Raw genomic sequence first — 18,464 nt, 5'->3', positions numbered from 1 at the left:
GGTGACCCGTTACTGGGCAGCAGCGCACCGCCCAGGCTTTCTGTCACAGCGCCCGCATCGGCCAGTGAAGGGACAGCCGCAAAGAACTTCAGCGCCACATTCTCGCGGCGCTGTGGTGGCGTGCTGATGCCTTCCGCTATTTGATCCCTGCCGCATAAAGCTCTGCACAAACTGGCGCTGGAACAGGATAAAGCCGACGAGCAGCGGCGCCGAGGTCATCAAGGTGGCGGCAGTGATGGTGGACCAGTCCACGCCCTGCTCCACGCTGGAGAACACCTGCAGCCCGACGGTGAGCGGGCGCGATTCCACGCTGTTGGTGATGATCAGCGGCCAGAGAAAGTTGTTCCAGTGAAAGCTCACGGAGACCAGCGCAAAGGCGGTGTAGACGGGCCGGGCCAGCGGCACATAGACACGCCAGAGAATCTGCAAGGTGCTGGCCCCTTCGACACGCGCGGCGTCGTCCAGCTCCTTGGGGATGCCCATGAAGGTCTGGCGCAGCAAAAAGATCGCAAAGGCCGAGGCAAAGTACGGCAGGCCAATCGCAAACAAGGTATCGACCAGGCCCAGCCGGGCCATGGTCTGGTAGTTCTCCACCAGCAGGATGTCGGGCATGATCATCAGCTGCACCAGCACCAGCGCGAAGGCGATGTTCATGCCCCGGAACTGGTAGCGCGCAAAGGCAAAGGCCGCCAGGGTGGAAAGCACCAGCTGCGCCGCCAAAATCATGGCCACCAGCAGGCTGGTGTTCAAAAAGTAGCGCGCAAAAGGCGCCGCGTCCCAGGCCTTGCGGAAGTTCTGCAAGGTCCAGGGCGCAGCCAGGTCAAAGCGGATCGCGTAGTCGCTGGGGTGGAAGGCCGTCCAGAACGCATAGGCCAGCGGCAGAATCCACAGCAGCGCCAGCAGCCAGGCGGCAACGGTGTCCAGCCAGGTGTGGCGGTAGATGACGGCAGGGGCTTGGCTGCGGCTCATTGGTAGTGCACCTTCTTGTCCAGCACAAAGAACTGGAACAGCGCCACGCTGGAGAGCACCACCACCAGCACCACGGTGATGGCCGCTGCATAGGCCGTATCCCAGAACTTGAAGCCCACCTCATACAGATGGTAGAGCAGCAAGGTGGTGGCATTGTCCGGCCCGCCCCGGGTTAGGATAAACACATGGTCGACCAGGCGGAAGGCATTGATCACCGCATTGACCAGCACAAACACCGTGGTCGGCATCAGCAGCGGCCACTGCACCCGGCGGAAAAAGTACCAGCGCGATGCGCCCTCAATGGCGGCGGCCTCCTTCAGGCTGGGGTTGAGCGTTTGCAGCGCAGCCAGGTAGAAGATCATGAAAAAGCCCGCTTCCTTCCACACTGCCACCAAGGTGATGGCCCCCAGCGCGGTCGAGGGGCTGCCCAGCCAGTTGTGCGAGGGCAGGCCCAGCGCGCCGGTGACCTGCTCCAGCAGGCCGTACTGCGGCGTATAGAAGAACAACCAGATATTGGCCACCGCAATCATCGGCAGCACCGTGGGCGTGAAATACGCCATGCGCACAAAGGTGCGGCCTGCGATGCGCTCGTTCACCCAGACCGCCATCAAGAGCGCCAGGCCGATGGACGCGGGAATCGTGGCCGCCGCAAACCACAGATTGTTGCGCACCGCCTGCCAGAACACCGGGTCATCGGCCATCGCCTGGTAATTCTCGACACCCACCCACACCGCCGCACGCGCGCCCTTGGGGGTGGAATAAAAACTGTCGATGAAGGTGGCTACGGCCGGCCAATGGGTGAATGCCACCAGCAGCACCAGCGCAGGCAGCAGCAGCAACCAGGCGTGGATGCTGCGCTGGCCGCTGCCGGCAATGGACGAGGAAGAGGCGCTCATGCGTTGGGTTCTCTCAACCGGGCTGGGGCCTTGCCCCAGCCCTGGCCCGGCATGGTCTGCAAGCAGGCCACGCCGGGTACGGCTTTACTGGTAGCTGCGCAGGATGCGGTCCGCTTCCTTCTGCGCATCCTTCATCGCCTGCGCCGAGGTCTTGGTGCCGTTCAGCGCGGCCTGCACGGCATCGTTCAGCACCTTGGTCACGCGCTGGTTGTCATGCGTGGAGAACTCGGCCACCGAGACGGGCAGCTGGTCGCGGGCCACCAGCGCCTGCGGGAAATCCTGGCCGTACTGCTTCAGGATCGGCGTGTCATAGGCGGCAGGCGATACGGCCACATAGCCGCTGTCCATGCTCCACTGCGCAGCGCGCTCGGGCTGGGTCACCCACTTGGCAAATTCGAAGGCGGCCTGCTGCTGCTCCTTGGGTGCCTTCTTGAAGATGTAGAAATTGCCGCCACGGTGGGCGAGCCCCCCTTGCGCACATGGCCGGCAATCTGGCCGACCCCGAAATCAAACTTGGCGTTGGCCTTGATATTGGTCAGGTTGCCGGTGGTGGTGACGATGATCGCGGCCTTCTTTTCCATGAAGTCCTTGGGCGTCGTGCCCCACTCGACCACGCCCTTGGGGTGCAGGCCTTCCTTGGCCAGGTTGACCCAGAAGTCCAGCGCCTCAATCACCTTGGGGTTGTCGAAATTCACCTTGGTGCCTGCCTCGTTGGCCAGCAGCACATCGTTGGGGGTGGTCAGGGTCTGCAGCATCCAGTAGGCAAAGCCGGTCGACGGGATCTGAATGCCGTACTGGGTCACATTGCCGCTGGCGTCTTTCTTGGTGAGCTTCTTGGCCGCCTCGCTCAGCTCCTTCCAGGTGGCGGGCGCCTTGTTCGGGTCCAGGCCGGCTTCCTTGAAGGCGTCCTTGTTGTAGTACATCACCACGGTGGAGCGCTGGAAAGGCACGCCCCAGGTCTTGCCACCCGTCTGGCTGTTGGCCATGAAGGCGGGGTAGAAGCCCTTGAGCCAGGCCTTGTCGGCATCGGTCTTGGCAAAGTCGTCGATCGGCACGATCGCGTCTTCGTCGATCAGCGTGAACATGTCGGTCGACAGCAGCACCGAAGTGGCCGGCGCCTTGCCCGCCTTGTTGGCGGTGAGCGCCTTGACGATGGTCTCCTGGTAGGTGCCCGCATAGATCGGCGTGATCTTGTACTGCGGATGCGCCTTGTTGAAGTCATTCGCATAGCCGTCGATCACCTTGGTGATCGGGCCGCCCACAGCCACAGGGTAGTAGAACGGCACTTCCAGCGGATCGGCGGCATGCGCGAGGCCCGCACCCAGGCCCAGCATGGCGACGGCCGATACGGCCAGGGTCTTCAAAAAGATATTGCGTTGCACGAATCACTCCTCGGGTTATGCGCCTGCCTGCAGGCGCTGCACAAACAGTTCAGTCAAAGAAAAAGGGCTTGCTTCAGGCCATGCGCCGACCATCGGCATCGAAGAAATGCATGTCTTCCGCGCGCCAGGCCAGGCGCAGCGCCTGGCCCACGGCCACTGCCTGCTGGCCGGGTGCGCGCACGGTGATCTGCTCGCTGCCAATCGCGCAGCGCAGCACCATATCGGCGCCCAGGTATTCCGTGCCGATGACTTGCGCATCCACGCCCTCAGCCCCAGGCAATGCAGCGCCTCGGGTCGCAGACCCAGCAATGCCGCGCCAGCTGGCACCGGTAGCTGCACCTGGCTGCCGGCAATGGCGCCTTCGCTGAGCCGCAGCAAGTTCATCGCCGGTGTGCCAATAAAGCGCGCCGCAAAGGTGCTGGCCGGACGCGCATACATCTCGCGCGGGGTCGCACATTGCTCGACCCGGCCCTGGTGCAGCAGCACCACCTGGTCGGCCATGCTCATCGCTTCGGTCTGGTCATGGGTGACATAGACCACCGTGAGCCCCAGGCGCTGCTGCAGCTCGCGCAGCTCGGCTCGCATCTCCTGGCGCAGCTGCGCGTCCAGGTTCGACAGCGGCTCATCCATCAGGCAGACATGGGCCTGGGCTACCAGCGCCCGGCCCAGCGCCACGCGCTGCTGCTGGCCGCCCGAGAGCTGGCCTGGCTTGCGCTCCAGCAGCTGCGACAGGCCCAGCAGCTCGGCTGCATCCTTCAAACGTTTGTCGGCCTCGGCCTTGGGCACCTTGCGCACTGCCAGGCCAAAGCTGATGTTCTCGGCCACCGACAGATGCGGAAACAGCGCATAGTTCTGGAACACCATCGCAATGCCGCGCTGTGCTGGCGGCAGCTGCGTCACATCGCGCCCCCCAATCAGCACCTGGCCGGCGCTGGCGGTCTCCAGCCCTGCAATGATGCGCAGGGTCGTCGATTTGCCGCAGCCCGAGGGCCCAGCAGCACGCAAAAGCTGCCGGCGCGATCTGCAGATCGACCGCATGCAGCGCCGTGGTGCTGCCCCAGGATTTGGCAACCTGCCGTAACTCAATGCTTGACATCGCGCCAGTGTATGAAAGCACGGTGACAATTTGTTTACAAGCTTTCCCTTAGCTGACAAGGCGCTCCAGGGGCGGCGGGTCTATCCACCCCCGAGATTTGCTTACAACCATGACAGATGCTGCGGTGCAGCAGTGGTCGGCGCTCCCTGGGCTTACAGCCAGCGCGCAATCCCGGCCGCCAGCAGGCTCAGCACCACGGTCGTCGCAATCGGCAGCCACAGGGTTCTGCCAAACAGCCGAATCTCGAAATCCCCCGGCAGCCGCCCCAGCCCAGTTTGCGCAGCAGCGCGGCAAAGCCGTTGAGCAGCAGCAGCGCGAGGAAATGACAATCAGCCAGCGGATCATCGCAGCGCCTCCGGCAGGTGAATGGGTCGCGAAGCCATCATGCGGCGCAGTAGACCTGCTCGCCGGCAATCCAGGTGGCTTGCACGCGCAGGCTGCCAATATCGGCAACCGGCACGGTGAAGATATCGCGGTCCAGCACCGCAAAGCTGGCCTCAAAGCCGGGGGCGATCTGGCCCAGTTGGCCCTCAAACGGCGACAGGCTGGCCGCGCGTGCGGTGTAGAGCAGCAGGGCCTGGGGCACCGTCAGCGCCTGGCTGTCCACAATCGGGGCGCCGTTGTAGGCGCGGCGCTGCACGGCAGCCTGGATGGAGACAAAGACATTGTCCGGATCGGCCCAGGTGGTGGCCGGCGCGTCGGACGACAGCGCCACATGGTCGATCTCGTCATAAAAGGTCTTGAGCGCGTAGGACTGGTCAAACTCGGAATCGACCAGGTTCTCGGTATACGCCTCGTACTCGGCAAACATGAAGATGATCTGCGTGGCCACGCCCCACTGCATCGGCATCGCATTCATCTGCGCAATCTGCGCGGCTTGAGCAAGGTGGCGTGCTCCAGCCGCACCGATGGAATACCGCCAGGCAGCCAGGGCTGCTTGTCAGCAAAAAAATCGATCACCAGCTGCAGGGCCGCATCGCCCATCGCATGCACCGCCATTTGCGCGCCATTGGCCACTGACCATGCATAGGCCTGCGCCAGCGCCGCGCTGCTGAGCAAGGACATGCCAAACAGGCTGCCCGTGTGCTTGTAGGCGCAGCTGCACCAGGCCGTCTTGCCAGAGATGGAGCCATCGGCAAACAACTTGATGCCGGCAATCTTGATGCGGCCCTCCTTTTGCGCGGCCTGCAGCCCCGCCAACAAGTCGCCCTTGCAGGGCTCCCAGGAAAAATACAGCGCTGCCTGCTGCTTGAAGCCGGCCTGGGCGGCATCGCGGTAGACATCGAGGTGGTGGAAGGGCTGGGTGAAGGCCATCATGTCGGTCACCGCGACAATGCCGCGCTCGCTAAAGCGCTGCGAGGTGCGCGCGAGGCTCCCCACCGCCTGCGCGTAGTCCAGCACCGCCTTGGCGCGCTGCACCACGCTGTTGGCCGCCAGCTCGGTCAAGACGCCATTGGGCGAGCCATCGGCATCGCGGCCAAAGTGGCCGCCGATGGGGTCGGGCGTCTCTTTGCCAATGCCCGCCAGCGCCAGCGCGCGGCTGTTGCAAATGCCCGAATGGCAGTCGGAGCGGCCCACATAGACCGGCTGCGTGGTCGATACCAGATCCAGGTCATGGCGCGTGGGCGTGCGCCCTTCCTTCAGCTTGGACTCGTCATAGCCCCAGCCCTCAATCCAGTCGTTGGGCCCCAGCCCCGCCTTGGGGTGGCTCTTCAACGCCGCAATCAGCCCGGAATGTCTTCAACCAGCGGCACCGTGCAAGGCACTGCATCGACGATCTGCGACAAAAAGGTGGGATGCGTATGCACATCAATAAAGCCCGGCACCACTGTGCGCCCCTGCAAATCCACCTGCTGGTCGGCCGCCGGCTGCGACGCATCACCCACATGCCCCACCCAGCGCACCATGCCATCCTCCACCACAAAAGCCGAGGCGAAATCGCTCTCGCTGCGACCGGTAAAAACATGGGCGTTGGTGAACAGACAAGAAGGCATGACAGAGGCTGCAAAAAGCAAAGGCGGCAAAGAAGCCGCCATTGTCGGCGATTGCAGGAACCACCCAAAGAACCTAACGCGCTGGCTGTTCAAAACAGCCACCATGCAGCGAGCGCAGCGTCCGAACCACCACCACCAATGGCGAGATGGGCGCGTAGGCGCGACGTCGGGGGCGCAGACAATACGCCTGTATGGCAAGCCCCCGCAACAAAGCCTACGCGCCCATATCGCCACCCCAGTACGAAGACTGCCAACGCTACCAACCAAGTCAAAGACGCCAGGGCGAGGAATGAACCCACCGCGTCGCAGTTCATAACAAGCAATCAGGCAGCAAGCGCAGCGCCTGAACCGCCAACATCCATGGCGAGATGGGCGCGTAGGCGCGACGTCTGGGGCGCAGACAATACGCCTGTATGGCAAGCCCCCGCAACAAAGCCTACGCGCCCATATCGCCACCCCAATACGAAGACTGCCAGCGCCCCAGCCAAAGTCAGCACCGCCAGAGCATTCACCCCCCAGCGCATAACCAGACAAGCCAAAAAAAGAAAAAGCCACCCGAAGGTGGCCACAAAAAACTTACACCGGATCCGTATGCCCTGGTGCCCGGTTCAAGAGTTGCGTTCGCTTGTCTGGCTGAGGGACAGATAGCGCTCGTACTGGCGCAGGATGTCGGCGATGAGCTCCTCGCTGCGCAAGTACTGCACGTCATAGCCCGAGCGCCCATCTTCGAAGAAAGTCACCGGCTCATGACATATAGCGGCGCGCGTTGCTGCCGGCGCTCTCGCGCACGGTGAACGTGGGGCATGGTGCGGCGCACGGCGCGCACGCCGTAGACAAAGTCGCGCAGCTGCTCGACCGGCACGACCAGGCGTGCTTTCGCTGTCGGCATCGCTCTCCAGGCTGTCTTGCACATGCGCCTGCAAGCCCCGCTTTTGCATTTCTGCAGCCACCTCGTTCATCGCAGGCAGCACGGTGGTGCTGAGGAAGCGCTGTACATCGTCCTTGTGCGGCTGTTGCACGATCTGCTCGAGGCGCTTGCGCCAGTGCTGGCCGCATCCAGAAGTTGGTGGCGGGCGCCAGGTCGGGCGAGTAATGGGCCAGGTCGGCCACCATGCCGCGCCACAGCCCCACGCACAGCACCAGCATGATGAAGGCCACCGGCAAGGCGGTCACCAGGGTCACCGCCTGCAGGCGCCCAGGCCGCCGGCGAGCAGCAGCACGATGGAGGTCAGGCCCAGCAGCACGCACCTGAACAGGCGCTGCCAGACGGGCGACTCGTGGTTGCCGCGCGAAGCGATGGAGTTGACCACCAGCGCGCCCGAGTCCGCCGAGGTGATGAAGAACACGCCAATCAGCAGCACCGCCAGCCACGAGACGGGCTTGACCCAGGGCAGGTACTCGAAGAAGCGGAACAGCAAGGCGTCCACATTGGTGGCAGTCTGCGCCAGTGCACCAGCGGGCCACATGGCTGTCGGTCCAGATCGCGCTGTTGCCAAAGGCCGTCATCCACAGCAGGTTGAACGCGGTGGGCACCAGCAGCACGCCGATGACGAACTCGCGCACCGTGCGGCCGCGCGAGATGCGCGCGATGAACAGGCCGGACAAAGGGCGACCAGCTCACCCACCAGGCCCTGTACAGAATCGTCCAGCCACCAAACCAGCCCTCCTCGCGCGACGGCGCATAGGCGAAGGTGCGCAGCGACATTCCCACCAGACCTGCAGGTAGTTGCCGATGTTCTCGCTCAAGGCCTTGAAGATATGCGCGGTGGGCGGCGATGATGACAAAGCTCAGCAGCAGCACCGACAGGAGCATGTTGAATTCGCTCAGTCGCCGCACGCCCTTGTCCACGCCCAGCAGCGCAGACAGGCTGGCCAGGGTCACCACCACGACGATGACGGCCACCAGGAACCGGAGGTCTCGGTTTCCCAGCCGGTCAAGGTGTGGATGCGGCGGCGATCTGGCGCGCGCCATAGCCCAAGGTGGTGGCAATACCGGCAATGGTGCCCACCAGCGCAAACGCATCGACGCCGTGGCCAATGGGCCCGTTGATGCGCTCAGCGCAGCAGCGGATACAGGCCCGAGCGCATCGTCAGCGGCAGGTTGTAGCGAAAGCCGAAATAGGCCAGCACCAGGCCCATGGTGCCGTAGACCGCCCAGGCATGAAAGCCCCATGGAAGAACGTGGCCTCCATCGCCTCGCGCGCGGCGCGGGCGTGGCCGGCTCCTGTGTGGCCGGGTTGAGGAAATGCTGCAGCGGCTCGCCCACGCCAAAGTACATCAGGCCAATTGCCCATGCCGGCGGCAAACAGCATCGATGACCAGGAGTACCAAGCTGAACTCGGGCTTGGCGTCTTCGGGCCCAGGCGGATATCGCCATAGCGGCTGGCCGCCAGCACCACCAAAAACAGCAAGAAGGCGCTCAGCGCCATCACATAGAACCAGTCAAAACTGGCCACCACCCAGCGCTGCGCGCCCGAGAACAGGCGTCTGCGGCATCGGGCGCCAGCACGCACACGAGCAGCAGGACGCCGAGCACCAGCAGTGCAGGCACCACCACCGGCAGCGACATGGTCGAGCGCTGGCTGGCCTGCGGCGCCTGCGCAGCCGGCTCCGGGGCCGCGGCGTCGGCCTCGGGCGACACCGCAGTATCTGAAGAAGAATTGGTCATAGGTACACCCCTGTTGGGAGCACGCCCCGTCTGTCACAGGCGCGCCGCAGCAGCCCCCGGCCCCCAATGGGCACGATCAGGCACCGCAAAACCTATCAGTATGCAATAAATGATTGCAAAAATACTATGCCCAACATCCAGCAATCTTTAACAATCGCCAATGTCCTACATTTCCAGCGCTGCCGGCGCGCGGCCGTTTGTTGGAGGGCGGCCACAGCAGCCGCATCCCACAAGCCGCGTCAGCGCTGCACACCCCAGCGCTTGACGGTGACCCTCTCCAACGGGTGAAAGCCAGGTTCTCGACTAAGAGGCCAATGATGATCACCAGGGCCAGCCCGGCAAACACCTGGTCGTATAGAGCTCGTTGCGGCTTTGGAAGATGTACCAGCCAGGCCCCCCTTGCCCGACGAGGCGCCAAACACCAGCTCGGCGGCAATCAGGGTGCGCCAGGCAAAGGCCCAGCCAATCTTCAGGCCCGACAGGATGGACGGCAGCGCCGCAGGAACCAGGATTTGCAGCACATAGCGCGCGCCGCGCAGGCCGTAGTTGCGGCCGGCCATGCGCAAGGTCTCGGGCACGCCCTAAAACCGGCATAGGTGGCCAGCGCCAGCGGCCAGAGCACCGAATGCACCAGCACCGCCAGCAAACTGGCCTGCCCCAGGCCCAGCCACAGCAAGGCCAGGGGCAACAGCGCAATTGCAGGCAGAGGGTTGAACATGCTGGTCAAGGTGGTCAGCACATCGCGCCCCCACTGGCTCGATACCGCCAGCAGCGTCAGCAGCAAGGCTCCGGCCACGCCCAGCAGATAGCCTGCAGCAAGATGCCCAACGATATCGCCGCCTTGCCCAGCAGCGGCCATTGCCCAGCTCGCGCAGCAAGGTCGCAGCCGTCTGGCTGAAGGTGGGCAGGAGCAGGTCGTTGTTCTGCCAGCGCGCTGCCAGCTCCCACAGGGTGGCCAGCACCACCAGAATGATGGCCTCGCGCAAGGCCGGATGCTGGAGCAAGCGATTGGCCAGCGGCAAGCGGGCGCACCGCCAGGTGTGCCGGGGCATCGGGCAGCGAGTATTCGCGGCCTCGGGCCGCAGCGGTGGCAGGGCCTTGGCAGCGCCAGGCCAGGCCGTCAGGGGGGTGGATGCCATAGCGGGTCTCGTTTCTCGTATCAGGGCCACGCGGCGCAAGCCAGTGGTTGCGCTGCTGTCCGGGCTAGCGGCGGTGGGCGCGCCAGCACGGTCTTCGTCAAACAGTAGCCGGTGGATGCGCTGGTGCGCGGCCTCGAACTCGCGCTGCCGCCGCTCGCCAGGCCAAAGGCATGGGCGTTGATCTCGGCCCGCAAGCGCCCGGGGTGGGGCGAGAGAATGCCACGCGGCTGCCCACGACCACGCCTCCTCGATCGAATGGGTGACAAAGACCAGCGTGAAGCGCAGCTCGTCCCACAGCGCCAGCAGCTCTTCCTGCATGCGCCGGCGCGTCAGCGCATCCAGGGCCGCAAAGGGCTCGTCCATCAGCAGCACCTGCGGGTGCATGGCCAGCGCACGGGCAATGGCCACGCGCTGCTTCATGCCGCCTGATAGCTGGTGCGGGTGCACATCGGCAAAGCGGCTCGCCCACTTGTCCAGGTAGAGGTCGGCGCGCTCGCGCGCCTCGGCCTTGCTGCAGCGGCGCGAGGCCAGCACGGGAACATCACGTTCTCACGCACCGTCTTCCAAGGCGGCAGCTGGTCAAACTCCTGGAACACCATCACCCGGTCTGGCCCGGGGCCCTCGACCGGTTGGCCAGCCAGGCGGATCGCCCCTTCGCTGACCGGCACAAAACCGGCCATGGCCTTGAGCAGGTTGATTTGCCGCAGCCAGACGCCCCCAGCAGCACAAAGCGCTCGGCCGCATGCACCTGCAGGCTGACCTGTGGGTGGCACGCAGCACGCGCTCGTCGGTCACATAGTCGATGCTGACTGGTCGACTTCCTGCAAGGCGCCGCCCGCCTGCGCAGCCTGGCTGTGCAAGGTCTGGCTGGGTGCCGCTGATGGGATGGGGTGGGCACGGCTGACCAGGCGGTCGGCCAGCTCGGCCTCGGCCAGGCTGGCATAGGGCTCGGCAGCGCTGCGCACCAACTGCCGCGCGACAGCGCAACATCACCCTCCTGCGCAAAAACGTGGGGCCAGCGCATCTCAGCTCCCCCCGGAGATGCGCGGGTCGTCAAAGAAATAGTCGCGCACCGATTCGGGCTTGGTCTTGATCACCCCCACCCGCTGCAGGAACTGGCCCAGGCCCACGGTGTTCTGCGGCTGGATCGTGAACTGCACCTGCGGGTTCTTGATGATCTGCAGGATCAGGTTGCGATCGACCTTGCCGCCGCCACCGCTCTCAAAAAAATATCGGCCGCCTGCTCGGGGTTGGCCTGCACAAAGCGGGCGATTCATCGAGCGCATCGAGGAAGCCCGGTAGGATCTTGGGGCTTTCCTGGCGGAACTTCTCGGTGGCGTAGAGCACGGTGGACGAGGCCGGCCCACCCAGCACCTCATAGCTGTTGAGCACAATGCGCGCATTGGGTTGCCAGCCAGCTCACCATCCTGGAACGGCGGGTTGCCAAAGTGCGCGGTAATCTCGGTGCCGCCCTTGATGATGGCCGCTGCCGCATCGGGGTGCGGCAAGGCCACCTGCAGCTTGTCAAGCCGCTGGTAGTGCTGCTCGCCCCCAGGAGCTTGGCCGAGGCATACTGCAGCACGCGCGACTGCCACCGAGACGCCGACGGCCGGCGTGGCATGCGGTCCTTGTCGCTGAAGTCGGCAATCGTCTTGACCTGCGGTTGTTGCTGACCAGGTAGTAGGGAAAGTTGCCAGCGACGCCACGCCTTGACGTTCTGCTTGCCCTTGGTGCGTCCCAGAGCGTAAAGAGCGGCGCAACGCCGGCGCCGCCAATATCGACATTGCCCGAGAGCAGCGCATCGTTGACCGCCGGGCCGCCCGAAAACTGCAGGTAGCTGACCTTGATGTCCACCCCCTGGGCCTTGCCCTGCTTTTCGATGAACTGCTGCTGGTCCTGCGCCACATTGAGCAGCAGATAGACGATGCCGTACTGCTGCGCAATGCGCAGCTGGCCTTCGGCCGCTGCGCGCCGCCTAAACCCACGCCCCAGAGCGCAGCGGTGGCGGCCAGCACGGCTGCCGCATGCTTGCTGGCAGAGCCGAGGGTGGCGCCATGGGCGGCGGCAGCGGGATGACTGGAAGATGTGGTGGACTGTTTGCCGGGCGGCTGGCTGCGCAGCGCCCAAGGATTGCGGATGTTTCATAGTGCGTCAAAAGGTATGGCTGGAATCGTTGGGCCGCAGCGCAGCACCCACCGCGCTGTGGGAAGCGGGTGGGCAGGCACTGGGGATGGGCGTCAATCGCCGTTGTCCAGGAGCGGGCAGCGCCGCCGCAATGGCGGGCGCTGGCGATCAACAACAGGCGGCGGCCAGGCGCAGCGACAGCAGAAACAGCGGTTGGTGCGTTGCGGGCCGGGCAGCCCGGTCGCGCGCAAGGTTTGGGAGGGGGCGTTCATACCGGAACATCCCCTTCGATCGTGGTGCGTAGAGCTTGCGGCGCTGGCCGGCCGGCACTACCGGTGGCCAGGTGCAGCACCGCGCGGTTGTCCCAGAACACCATATCCCGGTCACGCCAGTGGGGCGTAGACAAACTGCGGCTGGGTGCTGTGGGCAACAGCTCGGCCAGCAGCGCGGCCGAGCGGCCCTCGGGCAGGCCCAGGATGCGGGTAGTGAAATGCTCGCTGACAAACAAGGACTTGCGGCCCGTCTGCGGATCGGTGCGCACCACGGGTGTACGGCGGGCTTGACCTCGGCCACCTGCGCAGCAGTGAGCGCAGGGCGGAAGGCATTGCGCTCGCGCAGTGCTCATATTTGAGCAAATAGCTGTGTTCGGCCAGCAAGCCCACCAGCTGCTGCTTGAGGGTATAGGGCAGCGCCTCGTAGGCCGCGACCTGGTCGGCAAACAAGGTGTCACCACCGACCTCGGCAGCTCTTGCGCATGCAACAGCGACCCATCGCAGGCTGGGGCTTGTAGGACAGGTCGGAGTGCCAGTAGGCCCCGGCGTCGCCCAAGCCCACGGGCTGGCCCGTTTTCGACGATGTTGGAGACGATCAGGATCTCGTCATGGCCCGGCAACTGGTAGTTGCGCAGCACATGGCGCTGCAGCGGCCCAAAGCGGCGGCTGAAGGCAATCTGCTCGGCCGGGCTGATGCGCTGGTTGCGGTAGACCACGACGCCTGTGGTCCTGGTGCGCCTGCTGCAGCCGGGCAAAGTCGTCCGGGCCCAGCGGGCGGGACAGGTCCAGGCCTACCACCTCCACTCCCAGGCGGGTCTGGGCGCCAGCGGGCTGCTGGATGGGGCGCAGGCTGAAGGCCTGCGCGGTGCCCGCGCCGCTGCCCACCGAGCTGGCGCTGTCGGGCACCGGCGGCGGAAGAAGAACGGGTGGGCAGTCAGAACATCGAACAGCGCGGACATGGCAGCTTTCCTTGGCGGACCAGTGATAGGCCCACTGTAGAAGGCGCGCTGCAATCAGAAAACGAATGAAAACGCGTATCTTTATGCGCAACGATGAAGGGCGCTACGGCGCTGCTGTGTTGTTGCGCTGTCATCAGGCCGTCATGCAGCGCAGCCATGATGGCAGTCTGTCGGTGCAGCACAAGCCAGCCTGCATGCCCCGTGCCGGGCGCGACCAGATCGGACGCACCGGGCGGCGGGCATGTGTCAGGGCTTGGCACCGGCAGCCATCTTTTGTCGGCCCAGCCGGGCCGGTTCAGCCCACGCCACACTGCGCACCCCTTGCGCCCGCCTTGTGCCCACTGCGCATCTGTCGCCCGCGACGGAGCCTACAGCCGGTGCATGCGGTCGCCCTGCACAAAGCCCGCTGGCTCCCAGACGGCCACGCCCTTGCTCAGCAGGATGGCCTTGAAAACTCGCCCATCTCGTGCTCCATCATCAGCTTGGCCGCCTTGCTGCGGGCAATCACTTCGAGCTGATCGAGCTTGGCACCCAGCCGCAGTTGATCAGGAAATGGGCCTGGCTGGTGTAGCCAGCACATCCATGCCGGCTTCCTGCGCGGCCACGGCAATGCCAGTGAAGTTCACATGCGCGGTGATGTCTTTCAGCCCCACCAGCACCAGTGGGTCGCTGTCGACCTGGTGCAGATGGTGGCAGACCAGGGTGCCCATGTGGCGCTGCGGGTGGTAGTACTCGGATTCGCCAAAGCCATAGTCGATCAGCAGCACCGCGCCGCGCGTGATGCGGTCGGCCAGCGTCGCGACAAAGGCTTCGCCCTGCGGGTGGATCTCGGTCAGGTACTCGGCCTCGAGCGGTAGGTCCGGCTCCACCGGCGGGCGCAATGGGGTCGGGCGCTCGCCCAGCCAAAGCGGATGTCGCCGCCATCGGCCCTGGCCACCACCACGCCGCGCTCCTGCCACACACCCTGCTGGCGCAGCACAAGCTTGACCGGCATGGCGTCAAGCACCTCGTTGCCGACGACCACCCCCTGCATCTGCGCGGGCAGGCTGTCGGCCCACTGCACCTGGTCGCCAAGCGGGCCAGGCGCTCTTGCTGGCGCAGGCGCAGGCTGCCCGAGACTCGACAATCGTGTAGCGCGTGCAGGCGGGGCCAGGGTGGACAGCAGCTGCTCGGCCAGGGCGCCGGTGCCGGCGCCAAACTCCCAGACCTCGCTGGTCTGGGTGTGGGCAAAGGCATCCTGCACCTGGGCGGCGACCAGCTCGCCAAACACCGGCGAGAGCTCGGGCGCGGTGACAAAGTCGCTGCCCTCTTCGGGCATGACGCCAAACTTGCTGCGGTCATTGGCGTAGTAGCCCAGGCCGGGCTCATACAGCGCCATGCGCATGAAGTCATCAAACGGGATCCAACCGCCGGCCTGGCAATAGCCTCAGCCATGCGCTTGGCCAGCACAGTCGTTAAACTAGAGGGTTCTGTATTCATCACCCCCCTATTGTCGCCGCTGCTGAGCGCTTGCCATGCCCATGCCTTCTTCGACCCCACGCACCGTACTGGTCACCGGCGCTGCCAAGCGCCTGGGCCGGGTGATTGCGCTTGGGCTGGCCCGCCATGGCTGGCAGGTGGCGGTGCACTACCGGGGCTCGGCCGCCGAGGCCGCGCAGACCGCCGCCGAGTGCGCCGGGCTGTCGGGCCTGAGCGGCCATTTTGACGCCGATTTCGACGACGAGGCCGCGGTGCGCGGTTTGCTGCCTCGGGTGGTGGCCCATTTCGGCCAGGTCGATGCGGTGGTCAACAGCGCCTCGCTGTTCGAGCACGACGGCGCCGCCGACTTTGGCTATGCCGCGCTGGAGCGCCACCTGCGCAGCAACACACGGCCGCGCCCATTGTGCTGGCCCAGCTGCTGCACCAGCATATCTGCCAGCGGGCGACCCGGCCCAGGGCGTGGTGGTGAACCTGCTCGACCAGAAGCTGTGGAACATGAACCCCGACTTTGTCAGCTACACCTTGAGCAAGGCGGCGCTGGAAGCGGCCAATACCTTGCTGGCCCAGGCGCTGGCGCCGCGCCTGCGGGTGGTCGGTGTGGCGCCTGGTTTGACCCTGACCAGCGACTACCTGAGCGATGAGAAGTTCGAGGCCCTGCACCGCATGAGCCCGCTGGGGCGCTCGTCCACCGCAGAAGACGTGGCCGCCACCGTGCGCTTTGCGCTGGACAACAGCTCCATCACCGGCACCAGCCTGCTGGTGGACGGCGGCCAGCACCTGATGCGGTTTGACCGCGATTTTTCGATGATGTAGCGATTCTTCGCTGCTTGCTGTTTTTATGACGACATTTGACACCGGGTTGCAAACCCTGAGCTTGACGGGCCTGCGTTTTGATGCCAATTTAGGCATCCTCGCCCCACGAGAAGACTGCGCCGCAACCCATCTTGGTGGATGCGGAAATCAACATGGCCAGCAGCCCCTGGCGCCCAGTGATGACGACATCATGCATGTGCTGGATTACCGCAAGGTGCGCCAGATCATCATCGATGAATGCACGGCAGAGCACGTCAACCTGCTCGAGACCCTGATCGGCAAGGTCGCCCAGCGGCTGATGCAGTTGCCCAATGTGCGTGGCGTTCGCGTGAAGATCGCCAAGCTAGAGATTTTTGACGATTGCGAAGTTGCAATCCGCACCGAAACCGGACAATGGTGAACCTATGAACGCCCCCACCGATACCGCACTCCTCCAGCCCCAGCCCGCCGCCGCGAACGGATGGGACTTTGACGACGCCAGCGACGATGCGCAGGCATCGGCCTCCAACGAAAAGCGCCTGAAGATCCAGCGCGAGAACCACAAGCTGGAAAAGCGCCTGTGCCGTGAGGTGGCGCGCGCCATTGGCGACTACAACATGATCGAGGACGGCGACAAGGTGATGGTCTGCATGTCCGGCGGCAAGGACAGCTATACCCTGCTCGACATCCTGATGAAGCTGCGCGCCCGCGCGCCCATCAAGTTCGACCTGGTGGCCGTGAACCTGGACCAGAAGCAGCCGGCTTTCCCGAGCATGTGCTGCCCGAGTACCTGCAAAGCGTGGGGTCGACTTCCACATCGAGAACCAGGACACCTACAGCGTCGTCAAGCGTGTGTGCCCGAGGGCAAGACCACCTGCGGTCTGTGCTCGCGCCTGCGCCGCGCCATTTTGTACAAGGTGGCCGACCAGCTGGGCTGCAACAAGGTGGCGCTGGGCCACCACCGCGATGACATCGTGCAGACCTTGAATGCTCAACATGTTCCACGGCGGCATCATGAAGGCCATGCCCCCGAAGCTGGTCAGTGACGACGGCAAGCATGTGGTAATCCGCCCGCTGGCCTATGTGCCCGAGAAGGACACCGAGCGCTGGGCCCAGTACCGCGACTTCCCCATCATCCCCTGCAACCTCTGCGGCAGCCAGGAAAACCTGCAGCGCCAGATGATTGGTGACATGCTGCGCGAGTGGGACCGCAAGCACCCCGGCCGCGTGAACAACATGTTCCGCGCGCTGCAGCATGTGGTGCCCACCCACCTGGCTGACCCCAAGCTGTTCGACTTCCAGAACGCCAAGCCCACCGGCATTGCCGACGAAAACGGTGACAAGGCCTTTGACCACGATGACCTGCCCAGCAACCCCTCGCTGCCCGCGGGCATGCAGGTGGTGCAATGGGCTGATCCACGTTTGCTTGAGCCATGCAGCCCTGCTTGTCGCCCCTGACTGACAGCCGCTGCCGCTCCAAGCGTTTATCGTTGAGCGCATGCGCTGTGTCCTTATGGCGCAGCGCTTTTTTTTCGGGAGACGGCACCATGTATCGTTCTTTTGACCGGGCAGCCCTGCCTGGCATGCCCCAGTGGCGTCGCATCGCCGGCATGGCCGCGCTGGCCTGCGCCAGCCTCTGGCTGGCCGGTTTGCGCCGGCGTGCGCACCATCGACAGCGATGTGCAAAGCTACTCCACCTTGCAGCAAATACCTGCGCCACCCACCTACCGGCTGCAGTTGCTCCCCTCCCAGGTCGCAATGGGTCCACAATTTGATACCGTCGTGCAACAGGCCCAGGCATCCTTGGCCGGTGTGGGTCTGCGCCGCGACGATAGCCAGGGCAGCGTGATCGCGCAGATCGACGTACAAGCTCGTTACATTCCCGACAGCTGGCTGCTGCCCGACAGCCCCTATAACCCCTATGGCGGTTTGGGCTGGGGACCCGGCTGGGGTTGGGGCTGGCGCGGTGGCATCGCCTGGCGCGACACCGGCCCCTCGCTGCACTACCGCGCCGTGCAGTTGACCTTGGCGCGATGTCCAGACCCAGCAGGTGGTCTATGAGACCTCGGCCCGCTACGAGGATGTCAGGGTCGATGACCAGGTGATCTACCGCATCTTGTTCGACTCGGCACTCAACGGCTTTCCCAAGCCGCCGCAAGGCCCGCGCCGCGTCAGCACCACGGTCGGTGCGCCCGCCGCTGCCCAGCCCGCATCCACTCCAGCTGCAACCGCTGCACCTGCCACTGTCAGTCCCGCTACGCCCGCCGCCAAACCCCAATAACAAGGAACGCATGCACAGCACCCAGATCATTGCCATTCGACACGGGGAGACCGATTGGAATCTTGCCGCACGCATCCAGGGACATACCGATATACCGCTGAACGCCACCGGCGAGCGTCAGGCCCGGCAACTGGCCCAGGCGCTGGCCGAGACCCCGCTGGCCCATATCTACAGCAGTGATCTGCAGCGCGCGCTGCGCACCGCCCAGGCGCTGGCGCTGGCCAATGGCGCGCCGCTCGCCACCCACAGTGCCTTGCGCGAGCGCAGCTTTGGCGACTATGAAGGCTCCCGCTTTGCCGACATCGAGGTGTCAGACCCGCCCTCGGCCCTGCGCTGGCGCAAGCGTGACCCGTCTTTGCCCCGCCCCAGGGCGAGTCACTGCAGACGCTGCAGGCGCGCGTATCCCAAGTGGT

At 64.8% G+C, this 18,464-nt stretch carries 18 protein-coding genes and 11 pseudogenes; 8 read left to right on the top strand and 21 right to left on the bottom strand.

What is annotated here, in order from left to right; all coding sequences use genetic code 11:
* Positions 1-9 precede the first annotated feature (9 nt).
* The 19 genes and pseudogenes from ACFODQ_RS00755 to ACFODQ_RS00665 all read right to left on the bottom strand — a co-directional run bounded on the left by ACFODQ_RS00755 (position 10) and on the right by ACFODQ_RS00665 (position 13,425).
* Positions 10-969, bottom strand: a complete 960-nt coding sequence (locus ACFODQ_RS00755) for a carbohydrate ABC transporter permease (protein ID WP_377014433.1) — start codon at positions 967-969, stop codon at positions 10-12.
* On the bottom strand, positions 966-1,865 hold the full coding sequence (locus ACFODQ_RS00750; protein ID WP_116926658.1) for a carbohydrate ABC transporter permease: 900 nt from the start codon (positions 1,863-1,865) through the stop codon (positions 966-968). Before ACFODQ_RS00750 ends, ACFODQ_RS00755 begins: the two co-directional genes overlap by 4 nt.
* A gap of 84 nt (positions 1,866-1,949) precedes the next feature.
* Positions 1,950-3,199: pseudogene (locus ACFODQ_RS00745) on the bottom strand (ABC transporter substrate-binding protein).
* A gap of 121 nt (positions 3,200-3,320) precedes the next feature.
* Positions 3,321-4,343 (bottom strand): annotated as a pseudogene (locus tag ACFODQ_RS00740) (ABC transporter ATP-binding protein).
* A gap of 152 nt (positions 4,344-4,495) precedes the next feature.
* Positions 4,496-4,688: pseudogene (locus ACFODQ_RS00735) on the bottom strand (DUF2905 domain-containing protein).
* 37 nt (positions 4,689-4,725) lie between these two features.
* A complete protein-coding gene (locus ACFODQ_RS00730; protein ID WP_377014430.1) occupies positions 4,726-5,202 on the bottom strand; it encodes an amidohydrolase family protein in 477 nt (158 codons plus the stop codon).
* Entirely contained in the window at positions 5,199-6,059 is an 861-nt protein-coding gene (locus ACFODQ_RS00725) for an amidohydrolase (protein ID WP_377014428.1), read from the bottom strand. Before ACFODQ_RS00725 ends, ACFODQ_RS00730 begins: the two co-directional genes overlap by 4 nt.
* Positions 6,060-6,067: 8 nt before the next feature.
* A complete protein-coding gene (locus ACFODQ_RS00720; protein ID WP_377014426.1) occupies positions 6,068-6,337 on the bottom strand; it encodes a hypothetical protein in 270 nt (89 codons plus the stop codon).
* Between the two features lie 608 nt (positions 6,338-6,945).
* Positions 6,946-7,356, bottom strand: coding sequence for a hypothetical protein (locus tag ACFODQ_RS00715; RefSeq protein WP_377014424.1), 411 nt, complete (start codon positions 7,354-7,356; stop codon positions 6,946-6,948).
* 159 nt (positions 7,357-7,515) lie between these two features.
* Positions 7,516-7,803: a BCCT family transporter gene (locus tag ACFODQ_RS00710; RefSeq protein WP_377014422.1), complete on the bottom strand. Its 288-nt coding sequence runs from the start codon at positions 7,801-7,803 to the stop codon at positions 7,516-7,518.
* A gap of 203 nt (positions 7,804-8,006) precedes the next feature.
* Positions 8,007-8,309: pseudogene (locus ACFODQ_RS00705) on the bottom strand (BCCT family transporter); the annotation flags it as partial.
* On the bottom strand, positions 8,272-8,376 hold the full coding sequence (locus ACFODQ_RS00700; protein WP_377014457.1) for a hypothetical protein: 105 nt from the start codon (positions 8,374-8,376) through the stop codon (positions 8,272-8,274). The gene ACFODQ_RS00700 and the pseudogene ACFODQ_RS00705, both read right to left, overlap by 38 nt.
* Before the next feature lie 16 nt (positions 8,377-8,392).
* Positions 8,393-8,766: pseudogene (locus ACFODQ_RS00695) on the bottom strand (BCCT family transporter).
* Complete coding sequence (locus ACFODQ_RS00690) at positions 8,766-9,005, bottom strand: hypothetical protein (RefSeq protein ID WP_377014420.1); 240 nt, start codon at positions 9,003-9,005, stop codon at positions 8,766-8,768. The pseudogene ACFODQ_RS00695 and the gene ACFODQ_RS00690 overlap by 1 nt, the downstream one beginning before the upstream one ends.
* Positions 9,006-9,244: 239 nt before the next feature.
* Positions 9,245-10,144: pseudogene (locus ACFODQ_RS00685) on the bottom strand (ABC transporter permease).
* A gap of 78 nt (positions 10,145-10,222) precedes the next feature.
* Positions 10,223-10,948: pseudogene (locus ACFODQ_RS00680) on the bottom strand (ABC transporter ATP-binding protein); the annotation flags it as partial.
* Positions 10,936-11,109, bottom strand: coding sequence for a hypothetical protein (locus ACFODQ_RS00675; protein ID WP_377014461.1), 174 nt, complete (start codon positions 11,107-11,109; stop codon positions 10,936-10,938). The gene ACFODQ_RS00675 and the pseudogene ACFODQ_RS00680, both read right to left, overlap by 13 nt.
* Before the next feature lie 60 nt (positions 11,110-11,169).
* A pseudogene (locus ACFODQ_RS00670) lies at positions 11,170-12,289 on the bottom strand (ABC transporter substrate-binding protein).
* A 247-nt stretch (positions 12,290-12,536) separates the two neighbouring features.
* Positions 12,537-13,425, bottom strand: a pseudogene (locus tag ACFODQ_RS00665) (TauD/TfdA dioxygenase family protein).
* Here ACFODQ_RS00665 and ACFODQ_RS00660 point away from each other — a divergent pair.
* Entirely contained in the window at positions 13,379-13,525 is a 147-nt protein-coding gene (locus ACFODQ_RS00660; RefSeq protein ID WP_377014459.1) for a hypothetical protein, read from the top strand. The pseudogene ACFODQ_RS00665 and the gene ACFODQ_RS00660 sit on opposite strands and share 47 nt — an antisense overlap.
* Positions 13,526-14,044: 519 nt before the next feature.
* Here ACFODQ_RS00660 and ACFODQ_RS00655 read toward each other — a convergent pair.
* Positions 14,045-14,368, bottom strand: a complete 324-nt coding sequence (locus tag ACFODQ_RS00655) for an SAM-dependent methyltransferase (RefSeq protein WP_377014418.1) — start codon at positions 14,366-14,368, stop codon at positions 14,045-14,047.
* Positions 14,332-14,883 carry an SAM-dependent methyltransferase gene (locus ACFODQ_RS00650; RefSeq protein WP_377014416.1) on the bottom strand — a complete coding sequence of 184 codons (552 nt, stop codon included), beginning with the start codon at positions 14,881-14,883 and terminating at the stop codon, positions 14,332-14,334. The genes ACFODQ_RS00655 and ACFODQ_RS00650 overlap by 37 nt, the downstream gene beginning before the upstream one ends.
* A 130-nt stretch (positions 14,884-15,013) precedes the next feature.
* On the opposite strand from ACFODQ_RS00650, the pseudogene ACFODQ_RS00645 reads away from it, so the two are divergent.
* From ACFODQ_RS00645 to ACFODQ_RS00615, 7 genes and pseudogenes are all read left to right on the top strand, one after another.
* Positions 15,014-15,791, top strand: a pseudogene (locus tag ACFODQ_RS00645) (SDR family oxidoreductase).
* 25 nt (positions 15,792-15,816) lie between these two features.
* Positions 15,817-16,191, top strand: a pseudogene (locus tag ACFODQ_RS00640) (dihydroneopterin aldolase).
* Positions 16,145-16,816, top strand: coding sequence for an ATP-binding protein (locus ACFODQ_RS00635; protein ID WP_377014414.1), 672 nt, complete (start codon positions 16,145-16,147; stop codon positions 16,814-16,816). The pseudogene ACFODQ_RS00640 and the gene ACFODQ_RS00635 overlap by 47 nt, the downstream one beginning before the upstream one ends.
* Positions 16,794-17,228: a hypothetical protein gene (locus ACFODQ_RS00630; protein ID WP_377014412.1), complete on the top strand. Its 435-nt coding sequence runs from the start codon at positions 16,794-16,796 to the stop codon at positions 17,226-17,228. Before ACFODQ_RS00635 ends, ACFODQ_RS00630 begins: the two co-directional genes overlap by 23 nt.
* A gap of 201 nt (positions 17,229-17,429) precedes the next feature.
* Entirely contained in the window at positions 17,430-17,831 is a 402-nt protein-coding gene (locus tag ACFODQ_RS00625; protein ID WP_377014410.1) for a hypothetical protein, read from the top strand.
* Positions 17,821-18,051, top strand: a complete 231-nt coding sequence (locus tag ACFODQ_RS00620; RefSeq protein WP_377014408.1) for a hypothetical protein — start codon at positions 17,821-17,823, stop codon at positions 18,049-18,051. Before ACFODQ_RS00625 ends, ACFODQ_RS00620 begins: the two co-directional genes overlap by 11 nt.
* A gap of 10 nt (positions 18,052-18,061) precedes the next feature.
* Positions 18,062-18,464 (top strand): histidine phosphatase family protein (locus ACFODQ_RS00615; RefSeq protein WP_377014406.1); only part of this gene is annotated, 403 nt, incomplete at its 3' end.

This window comes from Comamonas sp. JC664 (assembly GCF_042647185.1).
The sequence above is the reverse complement of the archived record's forward strand: the minus strand, read 5'-3'. Positions and strand labels throughout refer to the sequence as shown.

Bases quoted from the DNA above. Each gene is read 5' to 3' on its own strand.
- ACFODQ_RS00755 (WP_377014433.1), bottom strand. From the start codon at position 969: ATGAGCCGCAGCCAAGCCCCTGCCGTCATCTACCGCCACACCTGGCTG.
- ACFODQ_RS00750 (WP_116926658.1), bottom strand. From the start codon at position 1,865: ATGAGCGCCTCTTCCTCGTCCATTGCCGGCAGCGGCCAGCGCAGCATC.
- ACFODQ_RS00730 (WP_377014430.1), bottom strand. From the start codon at position 5,202: ATGAATGCGATGCCGATGCAGTGGGGCGTGGCCACGCAGATCATCTTC.
- ACFODQ_RS00720 (WP_377014426.1), bottom strand. From the start codon at position 6,337: ATGCCTTCTTGTCTGTTCACCAACGCCCATGTTTTTACCGGTCGCAGC.
- ACFODQ_RS00710 (WP_377014422.1), bottom strand. From the start codon at position 7,803: ATGTGGCCCGCTGGTGCACTGGCGCAGACTGCCACCAATGTGGACGCC.
- ACFODQ_RS00690 (WP_377014420.1), bottom strand. From the start codon at position 9,005: ATGACCAATTCTTCTTCAGATACTGCGGTGTCGCCCGAGGCCGACGCC.
- ACFODQ_RS00660 (WP_377014459.1), top strand. From the start codon at position 13,379: ATGGGGCGCAGGCTGAAGGCCTGCGCGGTGCCCGCGCCGCTGCCCACC.
- ACFODQ_RS00650 (WP_377014416.1), bottom strand. From the start codon at position 14,883: ATGCGCATGGCGCTGTATGAGCCCGGCCTGGGCTACTACGCCAATGAC.
- ACFODQ_RS00630 (WP_377014412.1), top strand. From the start codon at position 16,794: ATGCCCCCGAAGCTGGTCAGTGACGACGGCAAGCATGTGGTAATCCGC.